Raw genomic sequence first — 19,079 nt, forward strand, 5'->3', positions numbered from 1 at the left:
CATCCGCTCCGAACCCGACCGATGGAACGAGGCTGTCGACCGTACTCGATCTGGTTTCCACCGCGAGACGGGAAGTGCTGACCACCGCGACGGGCGGTTCGCCGTGGTTCGGCGGCACCGTCACCGAGGCCGCGCGCCGCGGCGCCTTCCCGCGGCACGTCCGGGTGCGGCTGCTGTGCACGGCACCGGCGGAGCACACGCGCGGCGAACTCATCGAGGCGGTGCGGCACGGGCTCCGGGTCAAGGTCACCGATCGGGCGATCGAAGAATCCCTTTTGATAGACCGCAGACTGGCACTGGTCCCTTCGGGTGGCGACGACGCCGGAAGCTTGCTCATGGTGACCACGCCGACGTTGATCAGCGCCCTCGCCGACGCCTTCGACCCTCGCTGGGAGGAGGCCACGCCCTGGGAGCTGACGTCCGCTCGGCCGGACGAGTTCGAACAGGCGATTCTGCGCTGCCTGGTCGACGGGATGACCGATGAAGCGGTCGCGAACCGGCTGGGCGTATCCGCGAGGACCGTTCGGCGGTACGTGAACGTCCTCATGGCCCGCGTCGGCGCGAGAAGCCGGTTCGAACTCGGGTTCCGGGCGGCGGAATGCGGGTGGCTGCCCGCCGGCGCACCCGACTGAAGCGGTTGTCCGGTACCGGCCGCATTCTGCGTCCATTGTGGATTGATCATTACCGGCGCCGCCGATCGAGGTCGCTTTCCCCGCTCGCCGAGTCCGCTTTCGGCCAAATTCTGGTGGCATCCGCCGGGACCGACCTAGATTCCGTTCCGGATCGTCTCGCATTCTCGTCCTGATTGGACCAGCCACGTGACCACTCCGACTCCCTGCCACGACATAGTGCTCACCGGTGCCGTCATGACCCATCCTCGGCGGCCGGGACGCACCGGCCGCCTGCTGGCCGCCGGGCACGCCGGGGCGCTGCGACCGGTTTCCGATCCGGAGCCCGCCGGACCGCCGACCGCCCTGCGTACCGCGATCCGGGCCTGGTCCGCGATCGCCGAAGGCACGACCCACCACCTGGTCCTCCAGGACGACGCCGTCACCGCCGACGGCTTCTTCGACCACGCCCGGGCCGCCGTCGCGGCCGCGCCCGACGCCGCGATCGCCTTCTACACCAACTGGAACTCCCGCAACGGCGCCGCCGTGCGGATCGCCGCTCTGGCCGGGAAGCGGTGGGTCACCGCGACCCACGAGTACACCCCGACCGTCGCGCTGGCCCTGCCCGCGGAGATCGCGGCAGGTTTCGCGGATTTCGCCGAGGCGCACGGCTCGACCTGGCCCGACGACGTCGTCATGTCCCGGTACCTGCGCGCGGCCGGGGTGCCGGTGCTCCTGGTCGCGCCGAATCTCGTCGAGCACGCGGACGAACCCAGCGTCCTCCGCAACGACTCCCACGGCTCGCGGCGGTCGGCGTGTTTCGCCGCCCCGCCCGGCGACGACTGGTCACTCGGCGCGGGCCCGCTCGATCCCGATGTCATCCCGTTCTTCAAGCACGGGATCGCCCAATGCGTCGTCCGTGACGGCGGAAGACGCACGACCATCGACGCCGAGCGGTACTTCGGCCGGGCGGGCTGGGATTTCGACGCCTGCCAGAAACAACGGCTCGAAGTCACCGGGTCGGTGTTCGGCGCTCTCGCCGAACTGGAACGGCATCTCGACGAAGAAGCCGTCGAAGGCCTCTGGACCACGGCCTACCTCCTCGGCGCACTCGGGACCCGCCGCCGGCTCGACCGGGTCGGCTCCCTCGCGCTGGGCACGATCGGCGCGGGCGGGGTGTGCACCAGCGTCGGCGCTTCCACGCTCCGGACGCTGCGGCCCGCCATGTCCGAACTGGCCCGGCTCGGCCACGAGGCCGGTGCCCGGGCACGACGTTCGCCCGCGCCCCGGCGGGAACGCGTCCTCGTCACCACCACTCACCGCCCGCTCGGCCGGGAGATCGCGCGTCATCTGGCCGATCGCGGTTACGAGGTCGTGGCCGGAAGCGACGGGCCGGACGTCGACGCCGTGGTACACGTCGCCGAACCCGGTTCCCCGCTTCCGCCCGTGACGGCGCGGCACGTGGTTCAGGTCTGTCCTCCCGGCGCGCCCGTCCCCGCCGCCACGCCGGGCACCAGCGTCCTGCGGACCGGTTCGCCGTACGGGCCCGGGATCGAGGGCTACTCGGTCCTGGAGACGTTCACCCGGCAAGCCCTGCTGGCACAACCGATCCAGGCCGACGTCCCGGCGGAGGCGACCCACCGGCCCGCCTACATCCGGGACATCGCGCTCGCCGTGCACCACCTGCTGCATCAGCCCGCGCCGCGGCGGACCGTCGCGACGCCGTCCCCGCTGACCAGCCGGGACCTGGCCGACGCGGTCGCCCGGACCGTCCGGCGGGTTCCGGTCAGCTGGCCGTCGTCGCCGCACGGCCCTTCCGCCCCGCACCTCGTCGCCGACGAACCGGCGACGGAACTCGATCAAGGCATTCGCGCACTCGCCCAGTGGCTCGCCTACGAAAAGGAAGAAGCATGAAAGTCGATCGTCTCTCCCAGCCGGGTGACGGCCTGGTCAACGAGGATCTGGTGCTTTCGGGCCGGTGTCACGCGCTGGTCATCGACGGCGCGACGGCGGAACCGGGTGCCGAGACCGGCTGCGTGCACGACGTCCGCTGGCTGGTGGCGAGGCTCGGCACCGCGCTGGACCGGCTCCTCGTCGAACGTCCCGCCGAAGACCTGCGCGACGTCCTCCGCGCGGCCATCGAGTCGGTGCGCTACGCCCATTCCGGCACCTGCGATCTCGGCAACCCCTGCGGCCCGACCGCGACCGTGGCGATCCTGCGCGAACGGGACGGATTCGCCGACTACCTGGTGCTCAGCGATTCGGCGGTGGTGCTCGAACGGCTCGACGGCACCGTCGAGGCCGTCATCGACGACCGGATCGACCGGCTGCTGCACCTGTCCTGGCAGGAGGTCCGGCCCTTGCGCAACGCGCCCGGCGGGTTCTGGGTCGCGGGCAGCGATCCGGCCGCCGCCGCCCAGGCCCGCACCGGCACCGTGGAACTCTCGCAACTGCGGCGCGCCGCGCTCCTCACCGACGGCGCGTACCGGCTCGTCGAACGCTACGGGTGGACCTGGCGCCGGCTGCTCGACGTCGCCGAGCTCGACGGCCAGGTCGCCGTCGTCCACGAGACCCGCCGCGCCGAACTCCGTACCGCGCCGGGCCACTTCGCCGGGAAACACCACGACGACGCGACCGTCGCGTTCTGCCGGTTCGAGACCACCGCCGCTCCCCTGACCCGCCCGACCCACGAGGTGACGAAATGAGCAGGTTCCAGGTCCGTTACACCGGCAAGACGGCGCGCTCCGGTCCGCTGGCGTTCGGCCACGCGAACATCGTCCGCGCCATCACGCTCGACGACGATCCGACGCGGCTCAACCTCGCGATGGTGTTCGACGTGCCCGGTGCGCCGGTGGACCAGGTCGGCACCTGGATCCGGGTGCTGCTCGAACGCCACGAGTCGCTGCGGACGACGTACTCGTTCGGCGACCGGACGCTCCAGCACGTGCTCGCGGAAGGCGAGGTGGAGGTCGAGGTCGTCGAGAGCGACGGCGACGTCCTCCGGACGGCCGAGGCCACCGCGCGCGCCCTGCGATCCCGGGTCTTCGATCTCACCGCGGACCTGCCGCTGCGGCTCGCCGTGGTGACCGAAGACGCCGTCCCGCGCCGGCTCGTCTGGGTGGTGAGCCACGCCGCGATGGACGTCGCCACCTGCGAACTCCTCCTCGGCGAATGGACCGAGCTGGCCGCCGGGCGCGAGCTTCCCGAGGACGACTCGCCGCAACCTCTCGACGTCGTCGAACTCGAGAAGACGCCCGCGGTGCAGCGGCTGGGCCAAGCGGCGACGCGCTACTGGGAAAGCAAGCTGCGGACGGTTCCGCAGGCGATGTTCCCCATCCCCGCCACCGGAACCGGCTTCCTCCGGCCCGGGCTGCGAGTCCGTTCACGGGCCGCGATGGGCCATATCGCGGCGATCGCCGAGCGGACCAGCGCGAGCCCCTCCGCCATCGCCCTCGCCGCGCTCAACGCGCTGATCGCGCACTGGACCGCGCAATCCACCTGCGTGACGACGTCCTTGTCCGGCAACCGGGTGCTCAAGCAGTTGCGCCGCTTCTTCGGTTCGATGGCGCAGGACGCGCTACTCCCGGTCAGCATCCCGGAGACGTTCGACGAACTGGTCCACGCCGTCCGCGCCGCTTCGGTGCCCGCGTACCGGCACAGCTGGTTCGAAGCCGACGCGATCTGGGAGGTGATCACCCGCGTCACCCACGAACGGGGCTTCTCCTTCGCCAGGGACCTCGTGTTCAACGACATGAGCGCGCTGGGCGACGCCGCCGTCGGCGAGCCGCCTCGCGCCGCCTACGGCAGGCTGCCGTCGGTGTGGCTGCCGGGCGGACCGGACGTCGAAGACGACCCCGAAATCGGTGGCACGCTGGAATTGCTGCCGCAGGAGGACATCCCGACCCGCTTCTTCGGCTGCCTGTACCGCCTCGACACGGAACTGGATCTGACGCTGTGGGTCGACCCCGGCTGTCTCGGCACCTCCGAGGTGACCGAGTTCGGCCGCGGTCTCCTGGCGTTGCTGCGTGCGGCGGCCGAGGCGGATCTTCCGTTGAAGGAACTCCATTCACTCACCACGCTCGCGCCCATCGAACGCGGGGAAGGCTGGTACCTCTCGGACTCGTGCTGGGTCGAGCTCGACGCCGTCCGGGAACTGGTCTCCGACGTCCTCGGTGACCGGCCGCATCTGGTGACCGCGGAACCCGACGACGTCCTGGGTCACCGGCTGGTGTGTCACCTGACCGGCCCGGCGACGCCCGCGGACCTGCACGCCGGAGTACTGGCCGCGCTGCCGGGACGGCCGACCGCGCTGGCACCGCACCACTACGTGATCTGCGCCGAACCTCCCGCCGATCCGCTGGATCCGGGCGCCTGGACCGCCACGGCCATCGACTCTTCGAGCGGGCGGGAGCTGCCGGTATGAGTCACGACACGGAAACCCTGACCGGTGAGGGAAAACCGGCCGCCGGACGGCTCTGGTCCGGCAACTTCAAGCTCTACCTCACCGCGCGCAGCGGGTCGATGCTGGGCGACGCGATGCTGCCCGTCGCACTTTCGATCGCCGTGCTGGCGGCGGGTCACGGGATCGACGGCGTCGGCTACGCCCTCGGCGCGTGGATGGGCGCGCTCGCGCTGTTCATGCTGTTCGGCGGTGTGCTCGCGGACCGGTTCACGCCGCGCCGGATGATGATCATCGCGGACCTCGTCCGGCTGGTCGTCCAGGGCGGGATGGCGGTCGCCTTCGCCGTCGGGACGCCGTCGCTGCCGACGGTCGTCGTCCTGCAGTTCCTCAGCGGTGCCGCCACCGCGTTGTTCCAGCCCGGGGTGGCGAGCATGGTCCCTCAGGTCGCGGAGGACGTCCAGGGCGCGAACGGCATCCTGCGGATCTCCGAGGCGATCTCGGGCGTGCTCGGCCCGGCGCTCGCCGGTGTGCTGGTCGCCGTCGCCGGCACCGGGACCGTGTTCGGCATCTACGCCGCGACGTACGGGATCAGCGCCGTCTGCCTGTTCGCCCTGCGGCTCACGCCGGTGAAGTCCACTGAGGACAGTGAACCGTCGTTCTGGCGTCAACTGGTGGAAGGCTGGCGGGAATTCGCCGCCCGTGGCTGGCTCTGGGGTGTGATCGCTATCCACCTGGTGTACGGCTGTTTCGTGGCGGGCGTGTCCCTGCCGGTCGGTGCGGACCTGGTCGTCTCGGACTACGGTTCGACCGCACTGGGCATCGGGATGGCCGCCTTCGGCGCGGGCGGGGTCGCGGGCGGCGCGGTCGCCATGCGCGTCCGCCCGAGCCGTCCGCTGCTGTCCGGGGCGATCGGCTGGGCGTTGTTCGCGCTGTACCCGATCACTCCCGCGGTGGGACTTCCGGTCGCCTTCCTCATCGCCGGCTGGACGCTGGCCGGTTTCGGCCTCGCCTACTGGGGTGTGCTGTGGTCCACCACGGTCCAGACCCAGATCCCCGCTGAGCTCCTGAACCGGGTCTACGCCTACGACGTCTCGGGGTCGCTGCTCGCGCTGGTGCTGGGCAGGTCGCTCGCCGGTCCGATGGCGGGCCTTTTCGGCGCACGGCCGCTGATGATCCTCGCGACCGTGCTCGGGCTCGTCTGTACCGGGCTGCTGCTCGCGGTCCGCTCGATCAGGGATCTGCGAAGTGCCGAGTGACCGGATCGAGGCCGACGAGTTCGCCGTCGAGGTCTACGAACGGATCCTCGACGGCGACGGTCCCGCGGACATCGCGGCCCGGCTCGATGTCCCGGTGGCCGAGGTGGACCGCGCGTTCGGCCTCCTGCGGCGGCTGCGGCTGATCCGGGAGACCCGGGACGGCGAGGTCGTCGCGGTCAGTCCCGACTGCGCGCGGACCGAACTGCTGCTGCCGCTGGAACGGGCGATCCACGACCAGCGCAGCCTGCTGCTGGCCCGGCGGCGGCAACTGCACTCGTTCGCCGACGCCTTCGGTCGCGCGGAACGGGCGAACCCGCGCCACTCCCCGATCCAGATCTCGCGTGATCCGCGCGAAACCGAGTTGCGGCTCGTCGAAACGGCGAACGGCTGCAAATCCGAGGTGCTGATGATGCAGTCCTGCGTGGCGCACGAGCCGCCCGAAGCGCGGCATCTGCGGCCGCTCGTCCTGGACGCGCTGCGGCGCGGGATCCGCGTCCGGGTGCTGTATCCGCACGCGGCCCGCGCGGACGCGGCGACCCGGTCGTTCCTGTGCAACGTCGCCTCCCTCGGCGGCCGGGTGCGGACCTCGGACGAGATTTTCGACCGATTCGCCGTGTTCGACCGCGAGGTCGCGTTCCTCCGGGCGGGACTCGAGGGCGACCAGGCCGTCGCGATGGTGCACGGGCCGGTGATCGCGCAGTTCCTCGCCGGGACGCACGACCGGGGCTGGGAATCCGGCACCGATTTCGATCCCGGCCGGGCCGGTTACGACGGCACCCTCGACGTCGTCAAGTCCCGGGTGCTGGACCTGCTCGCCGCCGGCCTCAAGGACGAGGTGATCGCGCGCCGGGTCGGCCTGTCCGAACGGACGTTGCGCAGGCATATCTCGGCGATGATGCAGGAACTCGCCGCGGAGAGCCGGTTCCAGGCGGGCGTCGCCGCCGCGCGGGCCGGTCTGGTCGCCACCGCCTCTCGTACACATCCCCACTAGTGCCCCGCTAGACGTTCTTCGCCAGCTTCAGACGGGAGGGACGCCTATGCGACGTGAGTCTGAACTGGCGATACGGACAGACTCCGCCGACTGTCCACAACGGACAAATCGCGTCGATCATGCCGCCGTGATCGCCCCTTTTCCGACACATCCCCACCAGGAAGGATCTTCCATGCGACCGAAGAAACTGGCCTTGCGGCTCGGGCTGTGCCTCGCCGCGGTCCTGGCCCTGCTCCCCGCCTCGCCTGCTTCCGGGACACCGGAGATCGAGGCCGCCCCGCCACCGGATCGGCCGGTCCTGGAAGCGTTCTGGGGTGGCACGCCGCCCGCCGACCAGGTCCCCTGGGAAATGCTGAACACCATCAGCTACTGGTTCGCCTCACCGGCGGGCGGCCGGTGCAGCACCCCGGACGCCAAGCAGCGCAAGGACATCGAAAGCCTCGCGGCGGTGAAACGTGACCACCCCGATCTGACCGTGCTGATCTCCATCGGTGGCTGGGCCGCCCCGGGTTTCGGTGCCGGCGCCGCGACCGCGGAATCCCGCCGCGCGTTCGTCAAGTCCTGTGTGGACAAATGGCTGAGCGCGTTCCCGACCGGGCTGGTGGACGGATTCGACGTCGACTGGGAGTTCCCGGTCTCCGGAGGGCTGCCCAGTATCGGCAACTCGCCTGCCGACCGCGCGAACTTCACCCTGCTGCTCAAGGAATTCCGGGCACAACTGCAGCGCTATGCGCGCGAACACGGCAGGTCTGCCCGCGCAATGAAGCTGTCCGCGGACATCCCCGCGGGCCGTGTCCAGGACGACGGCACCGGAACCGGCGGCGCGCCCTACGACGCGTCCAACAGTTTCGACCTGCGTGAGGTCGGCAGGCTCGTCGACATCTTCAACCTGATGACCTACGACTTCTGCACGGGCTACTCGAAGTTCTCCTGTTTCAACGATCCGCTGGTCAAGCGGCCCGGTGATCCGAACGACGAGTACAACAACAACGTCGGCGCGCTGAAGTACATGACCGACCACGGCGTCCCGCGCGAGAAGATCGTCCTCGGCGTTCCTTTCTACGGCCGGGCGTTCACCGTCACTTCGACCGCCAACGACGGCCTCTACCAGCCGTACACGGCCATGCAGTTCCTCGACTACAAGGTCCTCATGGGCCCGGAGTGGGCCGGTGACCCCGGGTTCCGCAAGGGCTGGGACCCGATCGTGCGCTCGCCGTACCTCTGGAACCCGGAAAAGAAGATCTGGGTGAGCTACGAGAACCCGCGGTCCATCCAGGACCGCTCGCTGTTCGCGAAACGCAACCGCCTGGCGGGCATGATGATGTGGGAGCTGGGTGCCGACGATCCGCAGCACAGCCTTCTCGCCGCGATGACCGGGCCCTGGCTCCGGCCCTGACGCAACGGCCGGCGGTTGCCCGGAACCGCCGGCCTCCGCGGTAGCGGACAAGGGGGCTCTCGCAGTACCTGTATCGCCAGGGACTCTCCAGACGTCCAGCACGCCTGTCAGGCTGTTCTAGTCGGCTTCACACGACAGAACGGACGAAGACCCATGGCGGGCAACCAGTTCACCACTCACTCAGGACTTTTCGATCTGAGCGGGAAGTACGCACTTGTCACTGGCGGCACCAGGGGCATCGGGATGATGATCGCGCGCGGCCTTCTGCAGGCAGGCGCCCGCGTCGTCGTCAGCTCACGCAAGGCGGACGCGTGCGCGGAGGCAGAACGTCTGCTGTCCGGATTCGGTGACGTCCGAGCGATCCCCGCCGACCTGTCCAGATACGACGAGTGCCGACGCCTCGCCGATCTTGTCGAGGCCGGCTCGGAACGCCTGGACATCCTCGTCAACAACGCCGGAGCGATGTGGCGCGAGCCGCTGGAGACGTTCCCCGCCGAGGCATGGGACGCGGTGATCGACCTCAACCTCAAGTCGCCATTCTGGCTGATACAGGCGCTGCTGCCCGCACTGCGCAGGGCGGGCACCGCCGAGGATCCCGCGCGGATCATCAACATCGGCAGTATCGCCGCCATCCACGTCGCCGAGGCGCCCAACTACTCGTACGCCAGCAGCAAAGCCGCACTCCATCAACTCACCAGGGTGCTGGCCAGGGAACTGGGCCCACAGCACGTCACGGTGAACGCGATAGCCCCGGGAGTGTTCCCGTCGCAGATGATGGCGGCCACGATCGAGGCCATCGGCGACACGATCGCGGCGAAGACACCTCTGCGCCGGCTCGGCCGCGACGACGACATGGCAGGCGTCGCCGTGTTCCTCGCCGGCCGGGCCGGGTCTTACCTGACGGGCACCATCGTCCCGGTCGACGGCGGCACCGCCACGACCGCGTCAGGGACCTAGAGTGAAAGGGTGACCACGATCGACCTGCGCACCGAGATCAAGGAATTCCTGAGCTCGCGTCGCGCGCGGATCACGCCCGAGCGGGCCGGGCTGCCCGCCTACGGTGGCAACCGCCGGGTCAAAGGTCTGCGTCGCGAAGAGGTGGCACTACTGGCTGGAGTATCGGTCGACTACTACGTGCGCATGGAGCGCGGCAGCCTCGCCGGTGCCTCCGACGGGGTGCTCGACTCGTTGGCCGCTGCTTTGCACCTTGACGAGGCCGAGCGCGATCACCTGTTCCACCTGGCCCGGCGGTCCGGGACGCCCGGCGGCCCACGCCGGCGGCGAGCCGCCACGACGGTGCGTCCGGCGCTTCAGCAGGTGCTCGACGCCGTCACCGACGCGCCGGCGTGGATCTGCAACGGCCGCTACGACGTGCTGGCCACGAATCGCCTTGCCCGAGCGCTGTATCTACCGGTGCTGGCCGACACGCGACGGCCGGCGAACACCGCGCGGTTCGTGTATCTGGATCCCGAGGCGGCGAACACGTTCTTTGTCGACTATGACCGAATCGTCCGTGACGTGGCCGCGAAGCTACGCATGGAAGCCGGCCGCAATCCCCACGACGAGGAGCTGTTCGCATTGGTCGGTGAGTTGTCGACGCGCAGTGAACTGTTCCGGCAGCGGTGGGCTTCCCAGGACGTTCAGCTCCACCGGTCCGGACGCAAGCGTCTGCACCATCCGGTGGTGGGCCGGCTCGACCTGGACGTCGAGTCGATGGAACTGCCTGCCGAGCCCGGCCTGCTCCTGACCGTCTACACCGCACCCGCCGGTACGGCGACCGCGGATGGTCTGGCCCTGTTGGCGTCGTGGGCGGCAGGCCAGGAGCGGCCGGCGACCGGGATTCGAGCACCCAGCTGACCCAGCGCCGTGGCCGGCACGCGATTTCAGCGACGAGCCGGTTTCGCGGGCGTCAGCCACTTCACGGCAGGGCCGGCACCGATGCCGTGCACTACCACGCTGCCCAGGACCAGGGTGACGGTGATGAGCAGGATGGTGTCGGCGACCGGTCCCTCGGGGAGGCGATTGAAGGCGAGGAGCCCGAAGACGACCGAGGTGGTGCCGCGTGGCCCGAGTATCCCGACCTGCAGTCGTTCGCGGTGGTTCAGCGCCGATCCGGCGAGGCGGAATCCTCACGGACCTCCCGACCCGGTTCGCCCCGCCCGGCTACCTCGGCGCCATCGAAACGACGGTGCTGCCCACCGGCCGGCTCGCCACGATGCTGCACCAGTGGATCGGCGTGATCTTCTGGCTCGTCGTGCTCACCGGCGGGTTGATCACGTTCAGGAAGGCCATCGTCGAACGACGCGCGGCCGACCGTGCCCGCGCCCGGGAGTTGCTCGAAGCCCACGGCGGTACCTCGATGGCCCATATGATCACCTGGCCGGGCAACGACTACTGGTTCGCTCCGGACGGCCAGGCCGTCGTCGCCTACCGCGTCATCTCCTCGGTCGCGCTCACCACGGGCGAGCCGGTCGGCGCACCCACCTCGAGGGGCGCCGCCGCCCGGGAGTTCTCCCGATTCTGCGTTCGCAACGGGTGGACACCGTGTTTCTACGGCATCACCGACGAACTCCGGCAAGACCTGTCGTCGTGGAATTCGGTTCAGGTCGCCGAAGAGACCGTCGTCCCGCTGAAGGGTTTGGAATTCAAGGGAAAGAAGTGGCAGGACATCCGCACGGCGATGAACAAGGCGAAGAATTCCGGTGTCACCGCGGAGTGTCTGTCCTATGCGGACGCTCCGCCGTGGATGTCCAGTCAGATCAAGGCCCTGTCCCGGGACTGGCTGGCCGACAAGGGGCTACCGGACATGAGGTTCACCCTCGGCGGCCTCGACGAGCTCGCCGACCCCGACGTCCGTTGTCTCGTCGCGGTCGACGGCCGGCAGCACGTCCACGGCGTCACGAGCTGGCTCCCGGTCCGTGACGAAGGCCGGATCATGGCCTGGACACTGGACTTCATGCGCCGCGGCCGGGACGCGTTCCCCGGTGTGATGGAATTCCTGATCGCGTCCATGGTCGTCCGCTGCCGCGACGAAGGCTCCAAGTACCTGAGTCTGTCGGGCGCACCACTCGCCCGGCTCGACCGGGACGAGCGGACCGTGTTCCCGCAACGACTGCTCGACGTCGTCGGCAAGACGCTGGAACCCGTCTACGGATTCCGGTCGCTCCTGGCCTTCAAGGCCAAGTTCCAGCCCACGTACCTGCCGCTGTACATGGCCTACCCGCGGGTGGCGGCGTTGCCGAGCGTCGGCAACGCCATCGCCAAGGCGTATCTGCCGAAGATCACGTTCAGGCAGGCGTTCCAGCTGATCGGCAAGGTGGTCACCCGCCGATAGGCCGGACGGGCGTATCGAGCGGCAGTTTCCGCGCTTTCTGTCCCGTTGGCGAGCGAGGTCACATAGTTTGCAACCGGCGCACTTGTCCGTCCACAAGTAACCGAGGAGAGCCGCTGGTCACCCCGGCGCCGCCTCGATCGTGGCCGGCCGGGTGTTCCCGCTGACCGACACCACTCTCCTTGCCCAGTAAGGGATTCAGCATGCGCAAGTGGACGACCAGATTACTCGTGGCGGGCATGCTCGCCACGACCGCCGCGGCCGCCCTCGTGGCGGTCAACCCGGCCAGTGCGGCCGACGGTGTCTCAACCACCGCCGCCGAATCGACGTTCCCCCTCGCCGACCCGGACACCGTCCAGGCGAAGGACGGCACGTACGTCACCTACGGCACCACAGTCGGCGAAGGCGTCGGCGCCCGGTGCGGCGCGACCGGCAAACTGTTCGTGCCGGTGCTCTCGCACGGCTCCGGCAACACCGTCGGCGTGGGCACCTGCGCGTCGGCCGACGCACTGCCCAACGGGCCGGGCAGCTGGGCGGAGGGCAACGTCTGGGCGCCCGGCGTCGTCCGCTTCGGCGACACGTACTTCATGTACTACACCGCATCCAGGCGGGGCTCCGGGCAGAAATGCCTCGGCCGCGCCGTCTCGGGCAGTGCACGAGGACCGTTCACCAACCCCGTCGAGTGGGCGTGCCCGGGCAACGGCCGCTGGGCCATCGACGCGAACCCGTACGTCGCGGGCGGCGCCATGTACGTCGCCTACCGGGACGACGCGATCACCTCGTACCCGGAGACCGGCATCTCGATCGTGCGCACCCACGCCAACGGCATGGCGGACTGGGATACCCGGCGGGACGCGCTGAAGAGCACCGACATCGGCTGGGAGACCATCCGGATGAGCGGTGGTACCCATGTGGTCGAGAACCCGTCGATGTTCAAGTCCGCCGACGGTTACTGGTACCTGGCCTACTCCGGCAACAACTGGGACAGCGCACGGTATGCGACCGGCATCGCCAGGTGCGGCACCGGCCCGATCCCGTCGACGCGCTGCACACCGCGGCAGAACGGGGCCGAGCGGCCGTACTTCGGGTACACCGGCACCGGCGGCCTCAACCCCTACCGCGGCCTGCCCGGCAACCACCCGGGCCCGGGCGGGATGGACTTCTTCCAGGCGGCCAACGGCCAGTACCACGCGGTCTACCACTGGTGGAACGGCACCAGGCGGTTCCCGATCGTCGCGACGGTCCTCCGCAACGACGGCGGCTTCTACCTCAGCTAGGCCCTGATCCAGGCCCGGCCGGCATCGGTCTTCGACACCGTTGCCGGCCGGGCCACGGACATCAGGGGAAGATCACGTCCGAGCAGGAGTAGAAGGCCTCACCGGAATCGGGCCAGTGGCGTTGCCAGATCGAGTAGATCAAATGCCTGCCGGTGCGCCCGCCGGGCAGGTTCGCCCGCAGCTGGTAGGCGTTGCCGGCGATCGGCGGGTTGTCCTGCTTGTAGAACGGGGTGTCTTCCAGATCGGACCACTTGAGCGGTTTCGTCGGGTCGTAACCCGGCTTGGTGACATACAGCTCGAACGTGCCCGGGTGCGGGGCGGTCAGCTGATACCGCAAGGTATACGGCCCGCTGCCCGGCATAGTGGTCGCCGGCCAGTCGGCGCGGGGCAGATCGAGCCCCTTGTACTTGTCCCGGCCGGCGCTGCACAGCTTGCCGTCCGGGATGATCTCGCGGCTACGGCCGCTGGCGTCACCGATGTTGACCTCGTCCCAGTCGTAGATCGGCCAGCTGTCGCCCACCGCGATGGCGGCCTTGCACGCGGCGGACCTCGGGTTCTCCGGACCTTCCTGGAAACAGCGCATGATCCGGCTGATCGGATCGCCCATCGAGCCGTGCGCGAGCGCGGGAACGGCGGTGAACACCGAAACCGCGCCGAAGACAGCGGTCAATACCGCGACTTTCACTGCAGAGCGGGAAAACTTCATCGCAAAGTCCTCTCTTGAGAGGTCTAGACCACACCACGGTAGGCGTCCGGCGCACCGGCGTGTAGGCCCGAAAGTCGGGCAGTGGCCCGGCGCGCGAGTCCGGCAAATCGGTTGATCACCGAGCAGGGACCATGAAACGCTGCCGGCATCGATGGCGGGAGTTGCCCTTGACCGTGAAAACCACCCCGGCGATCGACGCCGCGTTGGCGAGGCGTCTGGTCGATACGCAGTTCCCGCAGTGGGCCGGGCTGCCGTTGCTTCCGTACGCTCCGGCGGGCTCGGATCATGTGATCTACCGGCTCGGCGAGCAATTGTCCGTGCGGCTTCCTCGCCACGACGGCGCGATCGGGCAGGCGAAGAAGGAAGCCGAGTGGTTGCCCCGGCTGGCCCCGCACCTGCCGTTGGCCGTACCCGTGCTGGTGGGAGTGGGAGCAGCGGACTTCGGCTATCCGTGGCCATGGGCGGTGTCGCGATGGCTGGACGGCGAGGTGGCGACCGTCGACGCCCTGTCCAGCTCGCACGAGGCCGCTGTGGCACTGGCCGGGTTCCTGACCGCACTCCACCGGATCGACGCCGGAAAGACGGAAGACCTCACCGGTCGTCCGCTCGCCACTCGGGACAAGGCGACGCGGTCCGCCATCGCGCAAGTCGGCGATGCCTTCGACACCGCGGCGATGACCGACCTGTGGGACACCGCCCTCGCCGCCCCCGGCTGGGCCGCTCCCCCGGTCTGGTTCCACGGCGATTTCCACACCGGCAACCTGTTGACGACCGACGGGCGCCTCAGCGCCGTCATCGACTTCGGCGAGCTCGGCGTCGGGGATCCGGCTCGCGATCTGATCGTCGCCTTCACCCTCATGTCTGCCGAAACGCGAGCCACCTTCCGCGCCGCGCTCGACCTGGACGACGCGACCTGGACCCGCGGTCGTGGTTGGGCCTTGGCCACCGGTTTGAACGCCTATGTCTCCTACGCCGCCGTGAACCCCCGCGTCGCCGCGCAGACCACCCGCCAGATCACCCAGGCCCTCCTCGGGTGAAGGCGGCGCGGAGTCACGAGGGCGGCGGCTCGGGCAGCACGGCGGTCATCGCGCCGTCCACGGTGACGGTCTCACCGGAGACGAACCTGGCCTGATCGCCGAGGAGGAAGGCGATCACGCTCGCGACGTCGTCCGGTCCGGCGAGCTCGCCGGACGGCTGAAGCCCGGTCAAGGCTTCGCGGGTGTCCGCGTCCTGCCAGCGATGCGCGTTACGCGGCACCATGACGAACCCCGGCCGGACGGTGTTGCACCGCAACCCGCGCGGTCCGAGTTCCACGGCGGCCGCGCGGCCGAGCGCCTCCAAGGCGGCCTTGGCCATCGCGTACGGGGCCTGCCCACCCCAGGCCAGGCCCGCGTGGATCGAACTGACCAGCACAGCGGCGCACGGCCGTCCCCCGGCACGGGAAACCAGCTGCTGCAACGGTTCCAACGCGGACACCGCACCGATGTCCAGCACCTTGCGCACCGAGTCCGGCGTCTGCTCGGTGAAGGAGGCGCGATGCTCGCTCAGCAGGCAATGCACCAGACCGGTCACGCCGCCGAGGGTGTCGAACGCGGCGCCGATCACGGCCGGATCGGTCGCGTCACCGCGGATCCACGGCACACCGGCGTGTTCCGGCGGGTTCGGCGCGATGTCCACCACCGCCACCGGCCGTCCCTCCGCCCGAAGCGCGCGGACCACGGCCGAGCCGATGCCGCCCGCGCCGCCGAGTACCACCACACCGCTCATGACCACTCCCCACTGGTGAAGAAGGCACGCACGACGAGTCCCGCCGCCGCGACGACCAACGGATTGCCCCGAGCCAGTGGGCGGACCAGCGCCTGGGGCGGAGCCGTCTCGACGCGATCGCGCACCGCGTCGAGCCAACGGTCCGACGGCGCGCCGCTGCCGCCGAGGACGATCAGGTCCGGCCGCATCAGGTCGTACACCGTGTCGGCCACCAGGGCCACCTGCGTGCTGCGCGCCTCGAGAAGCCCGGCCGCGGCTGGATCCTTGTCCGCCAAGCGGATCAGCTCCGTCAGCGAGGTCGCCGCGACCCCGGCGGACCGGGCGGCGGCGAGCAACGCCACGTCCGTCCCGCAGTCACCGAAGCGTCCGTGACCGCCGCCGGTGAGCTGGGGTACGAGGAGGCGGCCGAAATCGCCCTGAACGATGCTGTTCGAGCAGGTACCCATAGGCCTGCTGAGGAATCCCGTCTCCGTGACGTTGCCGATGAACAGGTACGACACGTCCTGCCCGCCGAGCCCCGCGCCGAACGTGAGCTCGGCTCCCAGCAGGGCGGGCACGTTGCCGTCCACCACGACGTCGAGCCCGGTCCGCTCCCGCAACACACCGTCGACCTGGACGTCGGCCCAGCCCAGCACGTCGTTGCGCACGACCCGGCCGGTCGCCCGGTCCACCTCACCGCCGGCGGTGACACCGATGCCCAGCACCGGTCCCGGCGCGGTGTCCGCCATCCCGGCCGCCAGTTCCGCGGCGTGCCGCAGGGTGGCGGCGCTGTCCGCCGGATCGCGGTTCTCGGTGTAGGTCTTGACGCAGTGCCCGGACAGGTCGATCAGGCCGAGCGTGGTCCGTTCCAGGCCGAGGTGCACACCGACCGCGTACCGGCTGGACGAGTCGAGCTCCACCGGCACCCGGGGCCTGCCGACGCGGGCGACGGTGGACCGCTCGGCGAGTTCACGGACGACACCGGCGGACAGCAGGGGCTCGATGATCCGGCTGACGCTTCCGTGGTTGAGGGACAGTTCCTTCGCGATGTCGCCGCGCGCCAGCGGCCCGCTCCGGACGAGCAACTGGAGCACGGCGGCCGTGTTGGCCTGCCGGGCCTGACGCGGCCGGCTTCCGGTGTGGCCCGGCTGGTTCGTCTTCACTCCGTCTTCCCGGACTCGACGCCGTTGGCCTCTTCGAGCTCGACACCGGTGGTGGCCAGCCACGGCGACACCAGCACGATCACCGCGCTCACCAGGAACGCGCAGGCGTACCACGCGACGACCGCGATGCCGTGCTTCTGCGCCAGCATGGGTGCCAGGAACACGTTGAGCGCGATCGCGAGCCGGGTCACGCACTGCGCGATGCCGGATCCCAGGCCGCGCAACGCGGTCGGGAACGCCTCGGTGCTCCACACCCAGGACAACACGCCCGGGCCGAACCAGGTCAACATGGCGTACACGACCCAGAAGGCCACCAGACCGACACCGGCGCGCTCACCGGTGAACGCTATGCCGAGCCCGGCGGCGAACACCCCTAGGCACGTCCACACGCCCAGCCAGCGCCGGTTGACCCGGTCGATGATCGCGGCGCCCGCCACCACGGCGATCAGCCCCACCACGAAACCCAGCAGGGAGAAGTACAGGGTGTTGGAGACCCCGATGCCGGTGCTGCTGATGATCAACGGCCCGGCGACCGTCGCCACCGCGCCACCGAAGGCCTGGATGGCGAAGAACGCCGTGACCGTCGCCAGCCGCCGCCACGCACCGCCGGACACCAGCATCCGGTAGCTCCGCCGCTCCGACACCTCGCGTTTCGGCGGTTCCAGCCCGAGCGCGTCGTAGATCCGCCGAGCCTCATCCACGCGACCGCGCGCGCTCAGCCACCGGGGCGACTCCGGCAGGAACTGCCTCGCCACCAGGACCGCGGCCGCGGGCAACGCGGCCAATCCGAACAGCCATCGCCAGGTCTCGTCGCCGAACAGCGGCTGGAGCGCGAGCGCGAGCAACACCGACGTGATGGCGCCACTCAGCCACATCATGTTCGGCAGGCTGCCCGCGATCCGGCCCCGGCGGGATTTGGGCGCGATCTCGGTGAGGAAGGCGTGGGAGGTCGGGATGTCCATCCCCACCGCGAGACCGAGCACGAACCTGGCCGCGACCAGTTGCCAAACGTCCTGCACGAACGCCGCGGCAAGGGAGGCCACCACGAAGACCACCAGGTTGACCATGAAGATCACCCGGCGGCCGAACCGGTCGGACAGATCGCCGAAGACCACCAGGCCGAGCGCCGTGCCCACGAACGCCGCCGCGGTCACGAGCCCGACCTGGGCGGCGGTGAGGTGGAACGACGGCTTGAGGAACAGGACCGCGGCGCCGATGACGAGCAGGTCGTAGCCGTCGATGAACTCGCCGAACGCGACGAGCCTGCCGGTCCAGTTCCGCACGAACCGCGCCCGTCTCGGCGACATCGTCGACCGGCTCGCCATCGCTGACACCATCAGGATTCCTCCCCGCCCGCTTTTTGTGCGACGAACACCAAATTAGGAGCGGGTCCGCCTTCCCTGCCGGGATCCGGCGGCTTCGGGGACGATCGGCTTGCCGAGTCAGGCCGATCGGGCAAGCGCCGTACAGATCAGCCGTTCCCGGATCCGCCCGGGCCGGGCGAGGCGTGCCAGCCCTCGTCGCACAGCTTCGGGCTCGACGGAGATCCACGCCAGGCCGTCAACTTCGAGCGGTTTCCGTGCCCGGCTGATCGCCGGCTCGATCCCCTCCAGCGTGCCCAGTAAAGGGATCGGAATCTGGCGACGCTACTGGACCATCGGCTCTTAGGCTGCGGCAGCCCGCGGATGACGGTCGCGTTCCTCGCTACCCCGGCGTGTTCGCCTGGAGCCTGACGCGCAAAACCTGCCAGACCATGCGTTTCCATTCCCATGGCGTTTCCGACCGACGACATCACCGCCTGCGCGTGCCGGCTCGCGGTGCCGGTCGCATCCGCCGTCGCCCGTTGTGTCCAGGATCGCCTGGAACGTCCGAATGCATCGCCCGATCAGGCATGGGTATCCGACAATTCGTCCTAGCGCGAAAGACATCTGCCTGGGGAGTCGAAGTGAAAGATCGGAGCGGCACGATCGTGGCGCCCGACCGCCGGTTCAAGTGGACGATCGGCAACTACTCGGACGGCGGCCACATCCACGCGCCCGCCAAGACGGAATCCTGCGTGCTGCCCGCGAGCTTCTCTACGCTGACGACCGGCCCGTTGCAATACCCGTGAACTGGCGGATCCGCATCCACTGGGACCGCTGATCCGCCGAGCATGTCCAGCCCGGCTCCGGGTGACGACCCCGTAGTCGCCGGCGGGCGCCTC

The 19,079-nt window shown here is 69.7% G+C and carries 17 protein-coding genes; 13 read left to right on the plus strand and 4 right to left on the minus strand.

The window, feature by feature from the left end; all coding sequences use genetic code 11:
- Window positions 1-74: 74 nt before the first annotated feature.
- From DMC61_RS41185 to DMC61_RS21820, 11 genes are all read left to right on the plus strand, one after another.
- Window positions 75-632, plus strand: coding sequence for a LuxR family transcriptional regulator (locus tag DMC61_RS41185; RefSeq protein ID WP_158634125.1), 558 nt, complete (start codon window positions 75-77; stop codon window positions 630-632).
- 186 nt (window positions 633-818) lie between these two features.
- Window positions 819-2,522, plus strand: a complete 1,704-nt coding sequence (locus DMC61_RS21770) for an NAD(P)-dependent oxidoreductase (protein ID WP_125690857.1) — start codon at window positions 819-821, stop codon at window positions 2,520-2,522.
- Complete coding sequence (locus tag DMC61_RS21775; protein ID WP_125690858.1) at window positions 2,519-3,313, plus strand: protein phosphatase 2C domain-containing protein; 795 nt, start codon at window positions 2,519-2,521, stop codon at window positions 3,311-3,313. The genes DMC61_RS21770 and DMC61_RS21775 overlap by 4 nt, the downstream gene beginning before the upstream one ends.
- On the plus strand, window positions 3,310-5,031 hold the full coding sequence (locus DMC61_RS21780) for a condensation domain-containing protein (RefSeq protein ID WP_125690859.1): 1,722 nt from the start codon (window positions 3,310-3,312) through the stop codon (window positions 5,029-5,031). The genes DMC61_RS21775 and DMC61_RS21780 overlap by 4 nt, the downstream gene beginning before the upstream one ends.
- Window positions 5,028-6,266: an MFS transporter gene (locus DMC61_RS21785; RefSeq protein ID WP_125690860.1), complete on the plus strand. Its 1,239-nt coding sequence runs from the start codon at window positions 5,028-5,030 to the stop codon at window positions 6,264-6,266. The genes DMC61_RS21780 and DMC61_RS21785 overlap by 4 nt, the downstream gene beginning before the upstream one ends.
- Window positions 6,256-7,257 carry a helix-turn-helix transcriptional regulator gene (locus DMC61_RS21790; RefSeq protein WP_199750059.1) on the plus strand — a complete coding sequence of 334 codons (1,002 nt, stop codon included), beginning with the start codon at window positions 6,256-6,258 and terminating at the stop codon, window positions 7,255-7,257. The genes DMC61_RS21785 and DMC61_RS21790 overlap by 11 nt, the downstream gene beginning before the upstream one ends.
- Window positions 7,258-7,429: 172 nt before the next feature.
- Window positions 7,430-8,653 carry a glycoside hydrolase family 18 protein gene (locus tag DMC61_RS21795; RefSeq protein ID WP_158634126.1) on the plus strand — a complete coding sequence of 408 codons (1,224 nt, stop codon included), beginning with the start codon at window positions 7,430-7,432 and terminating at the stop codon, window positions 8,651-8,653.
- Window positions 8,654-8,806: 153 nt separating this feature from the next.
- Complete coding sequence (locus DMC61_RS21800) at window positions 8,807-9,610, plus strand: SDR family oxidoreductase (protein WP_125690863.1); 804 nt, start codon at window positions 8,807-8,809, stop codon at window positions 9,608-9,610.
- A gap of 9 nt (window positions 9,611-9,619) precedes the next feature.
- The gene (locus tag DMC61_RS21805) at window positions 9,620-10,510 is read left to right on the plus strand and encodes a helix-turn-helix transcriptional regulator (protein WP_125690864.1); all 891 of its coding nucleotides are present in this window, start codon (window positions 9,620-9,622) and stop codon (window positions 10,508-10,510) included.
- A 205-nt stretch (window positions 10,511-10,715) separates the two neighbouring features.
- Window positions 10,716-11,987, plus strand: coding sequence for a bifunctional lysylphosphatidylglycerol flippase/synthetase MprF (locus DMC61_RS21815; protein WP_125690865.1), 1,272 nt, complete (start codon window positions 10,716-10,718; stop codon window positions 11,985-11,987).
- Window positions 11,988-12,187: 200 nt separating this feature from the next.
- Entirely contained in the window at window positions 12,188-13,261 is a 1,074-nt protein-coding gene (locus DMC61_RS21820) for a family 43 glycosylhydrolase (RefSeq protein WP_233594893.1), read from the plus strand.
- Window positions 13,262-13,322: 61 nt separating this feature from the next.
- Here DMC61_RS21820 and DMC61_RS21825 read toward each other — a convergent pair whose 3' ends face one another.
- A complete protein-coding gene (locus DMC61_RS21825) occupies window positions 13,323-13,967 on the minus strand; it encodes a lytic polysaccharide monooxygenase (protein WP_125690866.1) in 645 nt (214 codons plus the stop codon).
- Window positions 13,968-14,140: 173 nt separating this feature from the next.
- On the opposite strand from DMC61_RS21825, the gene DMC61_RS21830 reads away from it, so the two are divergent.
- On the plus strand, window positions 14,141-15,004 hold the full coding sequence (locus DMC61_RS21830; RefSeq protein ID WP_233594907.1) for an aminoglycoside phosphotransferase family protein: 864 nt from the start codon (window positions 14,141-14,143) through the stop codon (window positions 15,002-15,004).
- Window positions 15,005-15,017: 13 nt separating this feature from the next.
- Here the strand turns inward: DMC61_RS21830 and DMC61_RS21835 are convergent, their stop codons facing one another.
- Genes DMC61_RS21835 through DMC61_RS21845 form a run of 3 tightly spaced genes read right to left on the minus strand, consistent with a single transcriptional unit; the run spans window position 15,018 to window position 18,213 of the window.
- Window positions 15,018-15,734, minus strand: coding sequence for an SDR family NAD(P)-dependent oxidoreductase (locus tag DMC61_RS21835; RefSeq protein ID WP_125690868.1), 717 nt, complete (start codon window positions 15,732-15,734; stop codon window positions 15,018-15,020).
- A complete protein-coding gene (locus tag DMC61_RS21840) occupies window positions 15,731-16,876 on the minus strand; it encodes an ROK family transcriptional regulator (protein WP_125690869.1) in 1,146 nt (381 codons plus the stop codon). The genes DMC61_RS21835 and DMC61_RS21840 overlap by 4 nt, the downstream gene beginning before the upstream one ends.
- On the minus strand, window positions 16,873-18,213 hold the full coding sequence (locus DMC61_RS21845) for an MFS transporter (protein WP_233594894.1): 1,341 nt from the start codon (window positions 18,211-18,213) through the stop codon (window positions 16,873-16,875). The genes DMC61_RS21840 and DMC61_RS21845 overlap by 4 nt, the downstream gene beginning before the upstream one ends.
- A gap of 608 nt (window positions 18,214-18,821) precedes the next feature.
- Between DMC61_RS21845 and DMC61_RS41190 the strand changes: the two genes are divergently transcribed.
- Entirely contained in the window at window positions 18,822-18,986 is a 165-nt protein-coding gene (locus DMC61_RS41190) for a hypothetical protein (RefSeq protein WP_158634127.1), read from the plus strand.
- The last annotated feature ends 93 nt before the right edge of the window (window positions 18,987-19,079 follow it).

The organism is Amycolatopsis sp. WAC 04169 (assembly GCF_003947535.1).
GTDB classification, from domain to species: Bacteria; Actinomycetota; Actinomycetes; order Mycobacteriales; family Pseudonocardiaceae; genus Amycolatopsis; species Amycolatopsis keratiniphila.

What these genes read in the sequence shown, in the direction of transcription:
- DMC61_RS21775 (WP_125690858.1), top strand. Translation starts at nt 2,519, where the DNA reads ATGAAAGTCGATCGTCTCTCCCAGCCGGGTGACGGCCTGGTCAACGAG.
- DMC61_RS21780 (WP_125690859.1), top strand. Translation starts at nt 3,310, where the DNA reads ATGAGCAGGTTCCAGGTCCGTTACACCGGCAAGACGGCGCGCTCCGGT.
- DMC61_RS21785 (WP_125690860.1), top strand. Translation starts at nt 5,028, where the DNA reads ATGAGTCACGACACGGAAACCCTGACCGGTGAGGGAAAACCGGCCGCC.
- DMC61_RS21795 (WP_158634126.1), top strand. Translation starts at nt 7,430, where the DNA reads ATGCGACCGAAGAAACTGGCCTTGCGGCTCGGGCTGTGCCTCGCCGCG.
- DMC61_RS21800 (WP_125690863.1), top strand. Translation starts at nt 8,807, where the DNA reads ATGGCGGGCAACCAGTTCACCACTCACTCAGGACTTTTCGATCTGAGC.
- DMC61_RS21820 (WP_233594893.1), top strand. Translation starts at nt 12,188, where the DNA reads ATGCGCAAGTGGACGACCAGATTACTCGTGGCGGGCATGCTCGCCACG.
- DMC61_RS21825 (WP_125690866.1), bottom strand. Translation starts at nt 13,967, where the DNA reads ATGAAGTTTTCCCGCTCTGCAGTGAAAGTCGCGGTATTGACCGCTGTC.
- DMC61_RS21835 (WP_125690868.1), bottom strand. Translation starts at nt 15,734, where the DNA reads ATGAGCGGTGTGGTGGTACTCGGCGGCGCGGGCGGCATCGGCTCGGCC.
- DMC61_RS21845 (WP_233594894.1), bottom strand. Translation starts at nt 18,213, where the DNA reads ATGGTGTCAGCGATGGCGAGCCGGTCGACGATGTCGCCGAGACGGGCG.